The sequence below is a fragment of the Terriglobia bacterium genome (assembly GCA_020072845.1).
GTDB lineage: Bacteria > Acidobacteriota > Terriglobia > Terriglobales > Acidobacteriaceae > JAIQGF01.
In genome coordinates this window covers 352,581-366,355 of the sequence record JAIQGF010000011.1, presented here as the reverse complement: position 1 = coordinate 366,355, position 13,775 = coordinate 352,581, and the positions used below count along the sequence as shown (strand labels likewise).

General features: G+C 63.8%; 10 protein-coding genes and 1 pseudogene. 5 read left to right on the top strand and 6 right to left on the bottom strand.

Annotation, left to right across the window (positions count from 1 at the left end):
* Positions 1-57: 57 nt before the first annotated feature.
* Positions 58-900 (bottom strand): haloacid dehalogenase-like hydrolase, encoded by an 843-nt coding sequence (locus LAN70_13165; protein ID MBZ5512102.1) that lies wholly within the window; start codon positions 898-900, stop codon positions 58-60.
* A 130-nt stretch (positions 901-1,030) separates the two neighbouring features.
* Here LAN70_13165 and LAN70_13160 point away from each other — a divergent pair.
* Positions 1,031-3,184 (top strand): annotated as a pseudogene (locus LAN70_13160) (M28 family metallopeptidase).
* A 176-nt stretch (positions 3,185-3,360) separates the two neighbouring features.
* On the opposite strand, the gene pepE reads toward LAN70_13160, so the two are convergent.
* On the bottom strand, positions 3,361-4,068 hold the full coding sequence (gene pepE / locus LAN70_13155; protein ID MBZ5512101.1) for a dipeptidase PepE: 708 nt from the start codon (positions 4,066-4,068) through the stop codon (positions 3,361-3,363).
* Between the two features lie 210 nt (positions 4,069-4,278).
* Here pepE and LAN70_13150 point away from each other — a divergent pair, with 210 nt between their 5' ends.
* The 3 genes from LAN70_13150 to polA all read left to right on the top strand — a co-directional run bounded on the left by LAN70_13150 (position 4,279) and on the right by polA (position 7,989).
* A complete protein-coding gene (locus tag LAN70_13150; protein MBZ5512100.1) occupies positions 4,279-4,485 on the top strand; it encodes a hypothetical protein in 207 nt (68 codons plus the stop codon).
* Between the two features lie 3 nt (positions 4,486-4,488).
* Positions 4,489-4,860 (top strand): cysteine dioxygenase family protein, encoded by a 372-nt coding sequence (locus LAN70_13145; protein MBZ5512099.1) that lies wholly within the window; start codon positions 4,489-4,491, stop codon positions 4,858-4,860.
* A gap of 405 nt (positions 4,861-5,265) precedes the next feature.
* Complete coding sequence (gene polA, locus LAN70_13140) at positions 5,266-7,989, top strand: DNA polymerase I (protein ID MBZ5512098.1); 2,724 nt, start codon at positions 5,266-5,268, stop codon at positions 7,987-7,989.
* A gap of 26 nt (positions 7,990-8,015) precedes the next feature.
* Here polA and LAN70_13135 read toward each other — a convergent pair whose 3' ends face one another.
* The 4 genes from LAN70_13135 to LAN70_13120 form a co-directional block, all read right to left on the bottom strand.
* The gene (locus tag LAN70_13135) at positions 8,016-9,311 is read right to left on the bottom strand and encodes a tetratricopeptide repeat protein (protein MBZ5512097.1); all 1,296 of its coding nucleotides are present in this window, start codon (positions 9,309-9,311) and stop codon (positions 8,016-8,018) included.
* 109 nt (positions 9,312-9,420) lie between these two features.
* Positions 9,421-10,146, bottom strand: coding sequence for an NAD-dependent deacylase (locus tag LAN70_13130; protein ID MBZ5512096.1), 726 nt, complete (start codon positions 10,144-10,146; stop codon positions 9,421-9,423).
* Positions 10,147-10,269: 123 nt separating this feature from the next.
* Positions 10,270-11,643, bottom strand: a complete 1,374-nt coding sequence (gene glmM, locus LAN70_13125) for a phosphoglucosamine mutase (GenBank protein MBZ5512095.1) — start codon at positions 11,641-11,643, stop codon at positions 10,270-10,272.
* 116 nt (positions 11,644-11,759) lie between these two features.
* Positions 11,760-13,211 (bottom strand): peptidase C45, encoded by a 1,452-nt coding sequence (locus LAN70_13120; GenBank protein ID MBZ5512094.1) that lies wholly within the window; start codon positions 13,209-13,211, stop codon positions 11,760-11,762.
* A gap of 137 nt (positions 13,212-13,348) precedes the next feature.
* On the opposite strand from LAN70_13120, the gene LAN70_13115 reads away from it, so the two are divergent.
* Entirely contained in the window at positions 13,349-13,750 is a 402-nt protein-coding gene (locus LAN70_13115; protein MBZ5512093.1) for a carboxymuconolactone decarboxylase family protein, read from the top strand.
* The last annotated feature ends 25 nt before the right edge of the window (positions 13,751-13,775 follow it).

The following is a 13,775-nucleotide window of genomic DNA, read 5'->3' as shown; positions in this document are numbered from 1 at the left end:
ACTTCTTTATTTTCTGATCCGTGTGAATCCGTGCCAATCCGTGGTTAAGTTTTTGCGTTATTCCGCGCCTGCGCTCTGCGCGATTTCCGGCGGCGCGGCGGGACGGAGCGTCAGCCAGTCCGTGCGCACCCGGGCCCACTCCTGCACCAGCAGGCCATGCGACTCGAAGAAGTCCCGGATCTGCGTAGGATTCCAACCGACGATTCTCTCCAGGATCGGCAGCAGCATGGCGAGCGCGTTGGCGCTGATCACCGTGCGCTTCGCGATCTGCGTCACGTTGCTCGTCTCCGACACCGCAATCGTCAATCCATCCCGCCCGTTCACGTGCAGCATGGCGTGGACATCGGAGCTGCCGTCGCCGGCGAAGATGACATGGTCGGGCCCGATCTGCAGCCTGGCCTGCAGTTGGTCGAGGCAGGCGACCTTGCCGTAGCCCGCGGTGGTGCGCACGATCCTCTCGATCTCGCCCGCGCTGTTGTACTGGAATTCCGAGCCGTAGATGTGGTCCGCCGGCACAATTCCTTCCAGCGCCGACTGCACGATCTCCACCGGCGCCGCCGACAGCACGAAGAAATCGAAATGATAACCATCAATGCCGCTGGCCAGGATCTGGTACAGCAGCCCGATATTCTCCTTCAGCGGAATGCGCTTCCCGACTTGGTGCAGGTGCTCGCGCCGGCAGCGGCGGAACTGCGGGTCGTGCAACAGCAGGTACGCCAACTCCGCCCCTTGCTGCACCAGGTTCAGCTTCGCCATCCCGGTGGCCTTGCGTTTGAACTCCTCGGGCGGAATGCCGAGCAGTTCGCTTAGAACGTGCCCCGAATCATTGAAGCTCAGCGTCTGGTCAAAGTCGCTGGCGAATAAGTACCGTTTTATGAGCTTGTCGGCCATATCCACCATTAGATTCGCCAGCGCCGCGAACGACATTAAAACCGCGTGAAACTGTCATAAATCTTCTGAATCGCGGGCATCAGGATTTTGCGTGCCTCGCAACTTTCCCTTTACACTCGAGGTTTGCCGATGTGAGCGTATGCGTCTTCGTCCGGCCGCAATCCTGGTGCTTCTTCTCTGCGCGACGCTGGTCGCGCAAGCGCCGCCGCCCGCGCCGGCGCCTCCTGCTTCCATCGAGCAGCAGTTCCTTGCCGTGCCCGACCCGCGCCAGGCCGAGCAGCACATGAAAATCCTGACCGCCGCGCCGCACATGGCCGGCACGCCCGAGGACCGCAAGACCGCCGATTACGTCGCCCGCAAGTTCCGCGAGTGGGGCTTCGACACCGAGATCGTCGAATACAAAGTCTGGATGAACTCTCCCGTCGAGGTCAGCGTCGACGCATTCACGCCCGCCGGCGCGATCATGCACGGGCCCACCCGCGAGCACGTCGAGGGCGACCCCTTCCAGGACGACCCGCGCGTCGTCATGCCGTTCAGTGCCTACTCGCCTTCCGGTGACGTCGAGGCCGAAGTGGTCTACGCCAACTACGGCCGCCCCGAGGATTTCCAGCAGCTCAAAGACATGGGCGTGGACGTGCGCGGCAAGATCGTGCTGGTGCGTTACGGCGAGAATTTCCGCGGCGTCAAGGTGTATATGGCGCAGGAGACCGGCGCCGCCGGTATGCTCATTTATTCCGATCCGATGGACGACGGCTATTTCCGCGGCGACATTTATCCCAACGGCCCGTGGCGGCCCGATACCGCCGTGCAGCGCGGCACCATCGCGTTCGGATTCGAGCATCTCGGCGATCCCACCACGCCCGGCTGGCCGTCCACGCCCGGCGCCAAACGCGTCAGCCCGCAAACCTCGCCCGACATTCCGAAAATCCCCACCACACCTCTGTCGTATCACGATGCATCGCCCATTCTGCAGGCGTTGGGCGGGACCGAGTCGCCGCGCGAGTGGCAGGGCGCGCTGCCCTTTACCTACCATGTCGGGCCGGGGCCGGTGCGCGTCAAGCTGCACTTGAAGCAGGATTTCGGCTATCGCGCCATCTGGGACGTGATCGCGCGCGTCCGCGGCACGCGCTGGCCGGACCAGTGGGTCATCGCCGGCGCGCATCGCGACGCCTGGGTCTACGGCGCGGTGGACCCCATCAGCGGCACCACCGCCATGCTGGAAGCGGCGCGCGGCATCGGCCGTTTGCTGCGCACCGGCTGGCGCCCCACCCGCACCATCATCTTCGCCAGTTGGGACGCCGAGGAGCAGGGCCTGCTCGGCTCCACCGAATGGCTGGAGCAACACGAGAAGGAACTGGAGAGTGCGGCCGCCTACTTCAACCTGGACACGGGCGCTTCCGGCCCGAATTTCCGTGCCTCGGCGGTGCCCAGCCTGCGCGGCTTCCTGCGCGATATCACCAAAATCGTTCCTAGTCCCAAGGGCGGCACGCTTTACGACGCCTGGCGCACCGCGGCGCGCCGCGAGAACTCACCCACGGCGAACGCGCCGGCCGAGCCGCCGGTTGGCAATCTCGGCAGCGGATCCGACTTCACTTCCTTCCTCGACCACTCCGGCGTGCCCGCCACCGACATTCGCTCCGGCGGCGATTACGGCGTGTACCACTCGGTCTTCGACAATTTCGCCTGGTACAAGAAATTCGGCGACACCAATTTTCTTTACACCCAGGAAATCGCGCGCGTGTACGGCCTGCAGGTGCTGCGCATGGCCGAGGCTGATGTGCTGCCCTACGACTACGAGGCCTACGGCAAGGAAATTGCCACTTATCTTGACGGTGCGGAGAAGAATGCGGCCGAGCATCTCGGCGACCAGGCGCCCAGCTTCAAGCCCGCCCGCGCCGCCGCCCGCCGCTTCGCTCAGGCCGGCGCCGCGATCAATGAGCTTGTGGCACACGCGAATGTGGCACACGTGCCCTCGCTGGAAGTTGGAGCGCGCTCGCCCTCGAGCGCGGGTGCCGAACCACTGAACAATGTGGCGCGGGCGCCCTCGCCCGCGGATGCCGAACGCCTGAACACACTCCTTCTCGCCACCGAGCGCGCGCTCCTGCTGCCCAACGGTCTGCCGCGCCGTCCGTGGTTCCGCCACGCCATCTACGCGCCCGCGGACTTGAAGGGCTACTCGGCCTCCACCATTCCCGGCGTCAACGAGGCCATCCAGCGCCACGACGCCGCCACTGCCGCCCGGCAATTGCAGGAATTGACCGACGCGCTGAATCGCGCCGCCGCCTTGCTCGAAGGCTACAAGCCCGCTGGCGCGGAATCAAAGGTTGCAAAATTAGCGGAAGCAACTCGATGCCAGGCCGCGAAGCGGCCGGAATTCGTTAGCCCACCGCGGCAGCGGTGGGTGACGTGGGCAAAGAGCGCACCGAGCGCCAGCGGCGCGGCACACAAAAACAGATCTCATCATCCCGTTCACGCAAACGGGTCCACCACCGTCCCCGGCGCGATCTCCACCGGCTGCTCGCCGCGCCGGAAAATCTTCGCTCCCGTGGTTCCCTTCAGCGTCGTCGCGCCGTTCTCGACCCGCAGCATTGATCCCTCGCGGATTCCCACCACCGGCGTTTCATTCTCCTCGTGAAATTCGCGCAAGCGCACCTCGCGCGTTTCACCCATGTGGGTGGAATTCGGGTCGGGATCGAGATAATGCGCATTGATCTGAAACGGTACCAGCGCCAGCGCCGTCAGGCTCGGGGGTTCGACAATGGGCATGTCGTTGGTCGTCTTAATCGTCGGACACGCCACCACCGATCCCGCGCTCGCCCCGATGTAAGGCATTCCGCCTTCCACCCGGAGGCGAATCGGCTCCAGCAGCCCGTATTCGTAGAGCGTCTTCAGCAGGCGAAACGTGTTGCCGCCGCCGATGAAGATGGCCTCCGCGTTCTCCACCGCTTTCCGCGCGTCGGGCGCGCGATGGATCGATTCCAGCGCGAAGCCCATCTGCGAAAACCTTGCCCGCGCTATTTCCGCGTACCCGTCGCGGTCCTTCAGCGCGTAGGGTACAAACAGCACGCGCTTGACGCCGCCCAGAAAATCCCGCAACTCTTGCTCCGCGTGTTCCAGGTAGCCGCGCCCGTGCTGCGTGGAATTGCTGATCAGCAGCAGCCGTTTCTTGTCGTTCACGTTGTTGACCCCTCCGACGCATTCTAAGCCAGCCGCACCACACTAGACCGGCGCGGAAATCAGCCGCGGAGCGGCGGTATTCGTTAGCCCACCGCGGCAGCGGTGGGTCCCGTGATGTTGAATGGCGTGAGCGCCGGAGGCGCGGCACATTTGCGAAACACTGCCACCTTGTTCCGTGGCACAATGAGGGCCTTGTGGGGGAGGACGCCCGTGAGCACTCAGCCGGCCGTGAACGCCTGTTCCATCCAGGACTTCGTCCGCGAACTGCGCAAGTTCCCCGAATCCGCTTTCCTCGAGGTCACGCAACTGCAGCGCTTCCTCAACTCGCATCCCATCGAGCCGGACACGCTCGCGCCCTATCTGGTCTGGGACCGCCAGCACTACACCCGCAACCTGATTGACAAAACGCCGCTGTAAGAGCTGGTTGCCATCTGCTGGGAAATCGGCCAGGGCAGCTCCATCCACAACCACCACCAGCAGAACTGCTGGATGGCCGTGCCCGTCGGACGCCTGCTGGTGCAGAACTACCGCACTCTCGCCGAAAACCTCGCCGCCGGAACCTGCAAAATCGAGCCGACCGACCTGCAAGAAATGAATCCCGCGCAGTGCTGCGCCGTCGATCCCGCCCAGCCGGTGCACAAGGTGTCCAACCCGCGCGAGTTCATGCAGCGCGCCGTCAGCCTGCACATCTACTCCAAGCCCTTCGACTCCTGCGTCGTCTATTCCGAGGAGCAGGGCACCTGCGGCGAAATCAAGCTCGGCTATACGACACAGTACGGGAAGAAATCCTAGCCGCTGATACACGCAGATACACGCTGATGTTGTTGGAGCGCGTTCGCCCTCGAACGTGAACCCACGTGGCACACGCGCCCTCGCGTGTGAACACGACCGATGGTTGATTTCCCTGCTGAGCAGATACCAGCCGCGGAGCGGCGGAATTCGTTAGCCCAGAGCCTGCCCTGAGCGAAGTCGAAGGGCGGCAGCGGTGGGTTGCGGCATAAAGAACTGCGAGCGCCAGCGGCGCGGCACCTCACGCGACTGCCCCTCGCCGACCTCGCTCACCCTTGCTAAACTAATCTGTTGCCTCCACGCAATAAATCCGTTCAGGACCCCGCCCCCGCGGACCAGCGCGTGGAAACGCGGGTCGGAGACCCGCGCCACACGGCCGGCAAGCCGCGCATCTTCCTGATTGACGCCATGTCGTTCATCTTCCGCGCCTATCACGCCATGGCGCGCCAGCGGCCGATGAGCACGAAAACGGGCGTTCCCACCAGCGCCACCTTCGTGTTCACCAACATGCTGCTCAAGCTGGTGAAGGATTTCGCCCCCGAGTACCGCGCCGCCGTCTTCGACGTGGCTGCGCCCACCTTCCGCGACCAGCAAGCCGCGCAAATGTCCGCTGTCGGCAAGTTCGACCTGAAAACGCAAACCTTCCAGCAGCAGGAGTACAAGGGCTACAAGGCGCAGCGCGCGGAAATGCCCGCCGACCTGGCGCAGCAGATTCCCCACATCCGCCGCCTGCTCGAGGCCTACCGCATTCCCATCCTCGAGATGTCGGGCTACGAGGCCGACGACGTCATCGGCACCCTCGCCCGCCAGGCCGCCGCGCAGTCACACACCGTCTACGTGGTTTCCAACGACAAGGACATGCTGCAGCTTGTCAACGACCGGATCTGCGTCCTCAATCCGCCCAAGGACAACCTGATTTGCGATCCGCCCAAGGTCGAGGAGATTCTCGGCGTGCCGCCCGCGCGCGTGGTGGACGTCATGGCGCTGCGCGGCGACGCGATTGACAATATTCCCGGCGCGCCCGGCATCGGCGACAAGGGCTCGGTGGACATTATCCAGCGCTTCGGCTCGGTGGAGAATGCCCTGGAGCACGCCGCCGAAATCGAGAAGAAAACTTACCGCGAGTCGCTGCAGAATTATCGCGAGCAGATTCTGTGGTCGAAGCAGCTGGCCACCATCGATGCCAATGTCCCGGTCACGCTGGACCTGGAGCCCATGCGCGCCGTCGAGCCTGACGCCGCCGCCTGCCGCGAACTGTTTGCCGAGCTGGAGTTCAACACGCTGCTGAAGGAATTTCTGCCTTCGGGCGTCGAGCTCGGCGAGACCGATTACCGCGACGCCACATCCGCCGCCGACGTGGAAAGCGTGCTCCGGTCGGTGAGCAAGCACGCCCCACTCGCCATCGCTGTGCAGCAAGCTGATGGAGCGCAGGCGCCCTCGCCCGCGACAGAAGAAGACGAAATCGCTGAAAACGAAACCACGGTTGCCCCACCCTTGTCGCTCCTGGACGAGCCCGCTGTCCCCGAAGTGACCGCCGCGCCCGACAGGCTCGCCATCTCCGCCCATCCCGGCCATGCGCTGTCAATTTCCCTCGACGGCGGTCCCGCCGCCACGCGCGTGAAAAAGGCTCTCGCCGATCCCACCCTTGCGAAATCCATTCACGATTACAAGGCCGCCCTGCACGCGCTCTCGGGTGGCCCTGAAAACGTGGCCTTCGAACTCGCCGGCGTCGAGCACGACCCCATGCTCTACTCCTACCTGCTCGACCCCACCTACTCCAACCACGAGCTGCCCCAGGTCGCGCTGCGCCACTTCAACCTCAAGCTGGGTGGATCGCTTCCCGAAGCCGCCGACGTCACCGGCCGCCTCGCCTCCTCCCTGCGCGAAAAAGTCGAGCAGGCCGGGCTGAAGAAGCTTTACGACGAAATCGATCTCCCGCTCGTGCCCGTACTGGCGCGCATGGAAGACGCCGGCGTGAAAATCGATTGCGACGTTTTGGCCGAAATGTCGAGTCGCCTGGATCGCGACTGCCAGTCGGTGGCGCGCCAGATCTACGAACTTGCGGGGCAGGTGTTCAACATCAACTCTCCCAAGCAGCTCGGCGACATTCTGTTCAACAAGCTCAACCTGCCGAGGCCGATGAAGTACGGCAAGGGCAAGACCATCTCCACCGCCGTGGACGTGTTGCAGGACCTCGCCGCCGCGCACGAAATACCGCGCCTGGTGCTCTCCTACCGCCAGCTCTCAAAGCTGAAGTCCACCTACGTGGACGCGCTGCCGCTGCTGCTCAACCCTGTCACGCGCCGCCTGCACACCACCTTCGATCAGACCAACACTGCCACCGGCCGCCTCTCCTCGAAGAACCCGAACCTGCAGAACATTCCCGTCCGCACCGAGCTGGGGCGCGAAATCCGCGCCGCCTTCATCGCCGAGCCCGGCTGCCTGCTGCTGGCGGCCGATTACTCGCAGATCGAACTCCGCCTGCTGGCGCACTTCTCCGAAGACCGGCTGCTGGTGGAGGCGTTCCGCCGCGGCGACGACATTCACACCCTCACCGCCTCGCAGGTCTTTGGCGTGCCCCCGCTCATGGTGGACTCCGAGCATCGCCGCCGCGCCAAGGTGGTGAACTTCGGCATCGTCTACGGCCTCTCGGCCTTCGGGCTCTCCCAGACGCTGGGCATCGACACCAAGGAGGCCAAAGCCTACATTGATGCGTATTTCGAAAAATACCAGGGCGTGCGCCGCTTCATCGACCAGACCCTGGCGCAGGCGAGGCGCGACCAGAAGGTGACCACGCTGTTCGGCCGCGTGCGCCCCATTCCCGACATTCTCAGCAAGAACTCCAACCTCCGCGGCTTCGCCGAGCGCACCGCCGTCAACACCCCGCTGCAGGGCACCGCCGCCGACCTCATCAAGATCGCCATGATCCGCATTGACCGCCTGCTGCGCGAACAAAAACTCCAGTCGCGCATGCTGCTTCAGGTCCATGACGAGTTGGTCTTTGAAGCGCCGGAAGAGGAAATCGAAAGCCTGCGCGCGCTGGTCAAGGAGCAGATGGAGCAGGCCCATCCGCTCAAAGTCCCGCTGCTGGTGGATATGGGCGTGGGCAAGAACTGGCGCGACCTCGACTAGTGGCGCGATCCCGCGTCCGGCAACGATTACTTCGGCGTCGCCACCGCGTTGGCGGCCGGAGCGGCGGCCGCCAGCCTGCTCTCGGTGCCCGCCAGCATTTCACGCGCCTCGTCCGCCTCCGCGCCGGGTGGCGCATGATTCAGGAACGAGCGCAGTTGCTCGGCGGCGCCGGCAAAGTCCCCGCGTTGCATGAGGACGTTGGCGAGAATGAAATCAATACGCGGCAAGCGATGTTGCGAATCCAGTCGCTGTCCCGCGCGCGCGCTTTTCTCGGCCCGATCGAAGTTGCGCAGATTGTAGTTGGCGGCCGCATCGTAAAAATACGCGACGGGATATTCGTAGGCATTCAGCGCCAGCGCGCGTGCGCTGAGTTCGGCGACAGACTTCCAATCCTTCTCCTGGGCCGCCAGCACCGCCAGGCCGAAGTACGGCGGCAGGAAGTGCGGATCAGCTTCGAGGGCCTGCTCGTACGACTTTTTCGCTTCCTCACGGCGTCCCAGGTTGGCGTAGATATCGCCGAGTTGCATCCGTGCCTCTGCGTACATCGGATACAATTCGATCGCTTTGCTGAACTGCCCGGCCGCCTCCGCTTTGTTCCCTTTCTTCAGAAAATTCTGGCCACGTTCAAACGCCTTTTTCGCATTCCGCGGCGCCCGCAGCGAGGTGGCGCTGATGCTGGTGCCCTCTACGTTGCCGAGACGGTGCAGCACGATCGTCCCCACGCTGCCATTGTCGAAGAGCTGGCGCCCTGCCAGCGCAATGGAATCCGAACGGAATCCTGCCAGGTTCGCGCGTAGCTCGCAACCCAGCCATTCCTGCTGCGTGACCCCTTGACTCGCCGTCCCGTACTGCTGCGTGACCCCTTGACTCGCCGTCCCGTCCTGCTGCGTGGCCCCTTGACTCGCCGTCCCGAGTGACCTGCCTGCCGCTTGTGGATTCGGGAACGGTGACATGTTGCGCATCGGATCGGGACCGCCCCCCACCGATGCATCCTGAAAACCTCGATCCTCCGCGCCCAACTGAAACCCGAACTGTCCGTGCGAGTCGGTATAGGACTCGCGCCGCACCCGTCCGTTGCACACGCGTTCGATTGACGCCCGTTCCGGCGGCTCCGTGCCGTCGTCCAGCGTGACTCGCCCGCTGAGGAACACTAACCGGCGCTCCTCCTGTATTCTGGGCGACGTCGGGCGTGCGGGCACGCTGGGAGTGTTCTTCGTCGTGCTACCCCCGCCGGTTTGGCCGCCGGACTGTGAAAACACGAACGGTGCGGCGAAACACAATACAAGGACTGCGTACTTGGCGAGGACTTGTGGTGCACGCATGGCCAAACCTCGATGCGGGTGCCAGAGGCGATTCTATTGAGGAAAAATTGGAAAACCTGCCGAAACCTCGCCCGCTTGCGCAACAGAGTAGGTCTGCCACCCGGCTAAGTCAAACACTTACTGCACCGAGTTGGGACCAGTGGAACAGCCGTGGCAGCAACTCCCCGGCCATGCCCAGGTAGCACTCGTCGAACAGGGCACGGTTGGCCGGTTCCTCCGGCCCTACGTAATACGTCCTCGCCCCGCCGCTGCGGCGTGCCTGAGCCGCGAATGCCGCCGCCGGGTACACCACGCCCGACGTTCCCACCGCCATGAACACCGAGCAGCGCTGCAGTTCCCGCTCAATCACCTCCATCTCGTACGGCGTTTCGCCGAACCAGCAGATATGCGGCCGGATTTGCCCGCCGCACGCGCAGCGCGGCACCTCGTCCTCGTAGATGTTGGCGTCCTCGAACGGCGGCCGGGCGCAGCTGTCGCACCGGCTCTGGAACAGCCGCCCGTGCATGTGGACCACGCTGCGCGACCCCGCCTCCTCGTGCAGCTTGTCCACATTCTGCGTGCACAGGAAAAACCGGTCCCCGAGCGCCTCCTCCAGTTTTGCCAGCGCGAAGTGCGCCGGGTTCGGCTGCTTCTCGCGGTGCGCTTTGCGCCGCATGGAATAAAACTCCCACACCATCCGCGGATCGCGCGCCCACGCCACCGGCGACGCGACCTCCTCCACGCGATAACCCCGCCACAACCCGCCCGCCCCGCGAAACGTCGGCAGCCCGCTCTCCGCGCTCACTCCCGCGCCGGTCAGAACGAATACGCGATCGTTGGCAGCGATGTCGATCATGTGGGGTTCCAGGACTTGGTAATTTCGTAAGTTGGTAATTTAGTAATTTCCAGAGGTCAGGCGTCGAGTCTTGCCTCTGACTGCCACCTGTATTTCAAATTACCAAATTACAAAATTACCAAATTACGAAATCCCTATCGCTCTCTCAATCGCTCCCGCGATTCCTTCCGTGATCCGCCGCATCGTGTCTTCCGACTCCGCTTCCACCATCACGCGCGCCAGCGCCTCCGTCCCGGAATATCGCACCACGACCCTTCCGCTCCCGTGCAGCTCCTTCTGCGCCGCGTCAATGGCGCCGGCGACCTCGGGCAAATCGGCGAACGGGGTCTTCTCCCTGACCCGCACGTTCTTGATCGTCTGCGGATAGACCTTCAAATCGCCGACCAGTTCGTGCAGCGGCTTTCCGCTGCGCGCCATCACCTCCATCACCCGCAACGCGGTCAGCAGGCCGTCGCCGGTGGTGGAATCGCCGTCGCGGAAGATGATGTGTCCCGACTGCTCGCCTCCCAGCGTCGCGCCTGTCTTTTTCATCTCCTCCAGCACGTATTTGTCTCCCACCGGCGCCCGCAGCATGCGGATGCCGCTGCGCTCCAGTGCCACCTCCAGGCCCATGTTCGACATCGTGGTCGCCACCACCGTGTCGCCCTTCAGCCGCCCCCGCGCCTTCATGTCGCGCGCCGCCAGCAGCAGGACGGCGTCGCCGTTCACCACTCGTCCTTTGCGGTCCGAGAACAGCGCCCGGTCTGCGTCTCCGTCGAAGGTGACTCCCAGGTCGAAGATCCCGCGCCGCTGCGCGACTTTTTCCGCGACGATTTTCGGATGGAGCGCGCCGCAACTCTCGTTGATGTTCTGCCCGCTCGGCTGATCGCAGGTCAGTTCGGCGTGAATGCCGCAAATTCGAAACACCTCGTGCGCCACCGGTGTCGCCGCTCCGTTCGCACAGTCCACCAGCACGCGCAGGCGGCGCAGCGAAGTCCCTTCCACGTTTTTCGCCAGCCACGCGACATATTCCTTCAGCAGCCGCGGCTCGGTCCCCATCGGCCCCGGCTTGTCGCTTGGCTGCGCCGCGGCGGCCGGAACCCGGTTCCCGTGCAGCAGCGCGAAGATGTCGCCCTCCAGTTTTTCCTCCACCTCATCGGAAAGCTTGTAGCCGTCGTGCCCGAAGATCTTGATGCCGTTATCGGTCCAGGGATTGTGCGATGCGGAAATCACCACGCCCGCGGCAAAACCGCCGCGCGCCAAAAAAGCCACCGCCGGCGTGGTGATCACGCCTGCGCTCTGCGCGGCGACGCCCGCCGATTCCAGTCCGCGTGTCAGCGACTCCGCAATCCACGCGCTCGACTCCCGCGTGTCCTGCCCGATCACCACCTGCGCGTCGCCGTGCTGCGCCTTCAACTGCTGCCCCAGCGCCGCACCCACGGCATACACGGTAGCGGCATCCAGCGGCGGATCGCCCGCCACGCCGCGGATCCCGTCGGTTCCAAATAGCATTCTCATCGGCCGGAGAGCCTTTCGTGCGGAAAATATGCGACTTTGAATTTTATCGTAGCCCGGTGGTTGGCGAAGCGCAGGCCCAATTGCAGATTGCAAATTACCAATTCCAAAATCCAAACTCACTTCCTCTCGCCGATCGTGAACTCCGTCCACGGCCCGGCGATCATGTCCGTCAGCGCCGGTTTTTGCCATGCAAACTCCGGATGCGCCGCCAGGAACTCCGCCGCCTTGAAGTTGCCGCCGCACGCATGACCGGCGCGCGCCACGAAAGCCATCTTCTTCGCCATGGCCGCGTCGGCGGCCTTGGCCTGCACCGTGCCTCCGGGATAATACGGATCCCAGTCCCATTCCTTGGTCCCGCGCGGCGACGTCTCCACGTGCCCGCACAGCGTCCGCTCGCTCGCCTCTTCTTTCTTCTGGAATGAATCGTAGTGGTCGCTCTCGAACTTCTCCGCCAGCGCGGCGTCAATCTTCCCTTTATGCTGCGCCATCAACTGGTCCCAGCGCGCGTGCCGCGCGTTCATCGAGCTCGACTTGTCGCTGACATCGAAATCGGTTTCGTCCTTGATTAATTCCGGGTCGCTGGGAAAATTCGACCCCACGTAGTACCCGTCCTTCGTCCGCCATAGACGAGTGTGCTTCAGGCCCTGCTCGAAGCGCGCCACCTCGCCGGTGTTGAAGTCCGCCAGCAGCCAGTCGTTGGCGTAGCCGCCGTTGTTGCCGTCGTTCATGATCTTGACGTACTCATCGATGGACTTCGCGTACTGTGTCGCCTTGCGGGCGCGCACGAACTCCGGCTTGCCGTTGGGATCGTAGCCGTGGAAGCGCGCGATCGTCGTCTCCGTCACCGCCAGGCCCGCCGCATTGATGGTGAAGTCGTCATCGCTGACGATCACCCCCGGAAATCCGTCCATGATCATGCGGTAGCCCTTCTGCGGCACGATGTCGAAGATGATTCGCCAGCGCGCCCCGTGTAGAACGCTGGTCCAGTTATTGTGCGCGATCACCGGACGATGATCCTTCGTCCAGCTCCCGGTGGCCACGAACGCGCTGCAATTCCCCGGCGCGTGCAGCGGTGGATGTTCCGGCGCTTCCAACCCCGCGCGTTTCTGCTTCTCCTCCAGCCACGGCACATAGTAATCCGGCACCTCCTCGAAGGCGTTCAGCGCCACCACGTCCCACACATCCATGGCGGCGCCGCGCCCCTTCAGCCCATTGGCGATCCCCTGCAATTCCTGCTGGTACTCGGTGTCAATGTGCGGCCACAGGACGTCGCGCGCCGTCGCGCGGAAAAAATCCCAATCGCGCTTGGTGTTGTGCGTGTTCTGCAGCTTCACCGCCTGGAACGCGTCCTCGATTTCCGGCGCCAGCAGGTACCCGTGCTGATATCCGATCTCCGCCGGCGATCCCTCCAGGTGCACATACGTCCACCCATCGCGATGAAAGCGATATGACCGGTGTGTTTCCGTCAATACCGGGCCATGTTGGGAGTTCTGCAGCGTTGCGGACCGGCCTGACATGGCCAGCATCGCAAACGCCAGCCCGCCCAGGATGGCCAGTATTAAGTACATAGGGAAACGTGAACTTGGTTGAAAGCGCATCGCCAGAGTCTATGCGCTCGTACTGCCGTTCTTCAATCCGCAATCGGCAAAGATGGTGAATTGCTGTTCGATCGCCCGATCGCCCGATCACCCGATAGAATTGCCCCATGCCTGACGATCGCCGCGAGCCCGCCTACCTCCACAGCGAACAAGACGCCGCCGCGCGCAGCCCCATCGCGCGCCAATTCCTTGCCACGCGCCGCCGGCTGAATGAGAACGTGGACGCCGCCGACAACTACCTGGTCAAGCGCTTCTACAACCTCGACCACAATACCTACCTGGAAGGCGCGATCCCGGCCAAGTACAAGGAATTGATGGGGCTGGTGGTTTCCGCCGGGCTGCGCTGCGACGACTGCATCAACTACCACATCATCCAGTCGTACCGCCTCGGCGCCTCGCGTCCCGAGCAGGAGGAAGCGCTCAACGTCGCGCTCATGGTCGGCGGCTCCATCGTGATCCCGCACCTGCGCCGGGCGTACGCCTTATTGGCGGAGCTGTATCTGGCGTAGTGAGCGCGTATCACATGGCAAAATC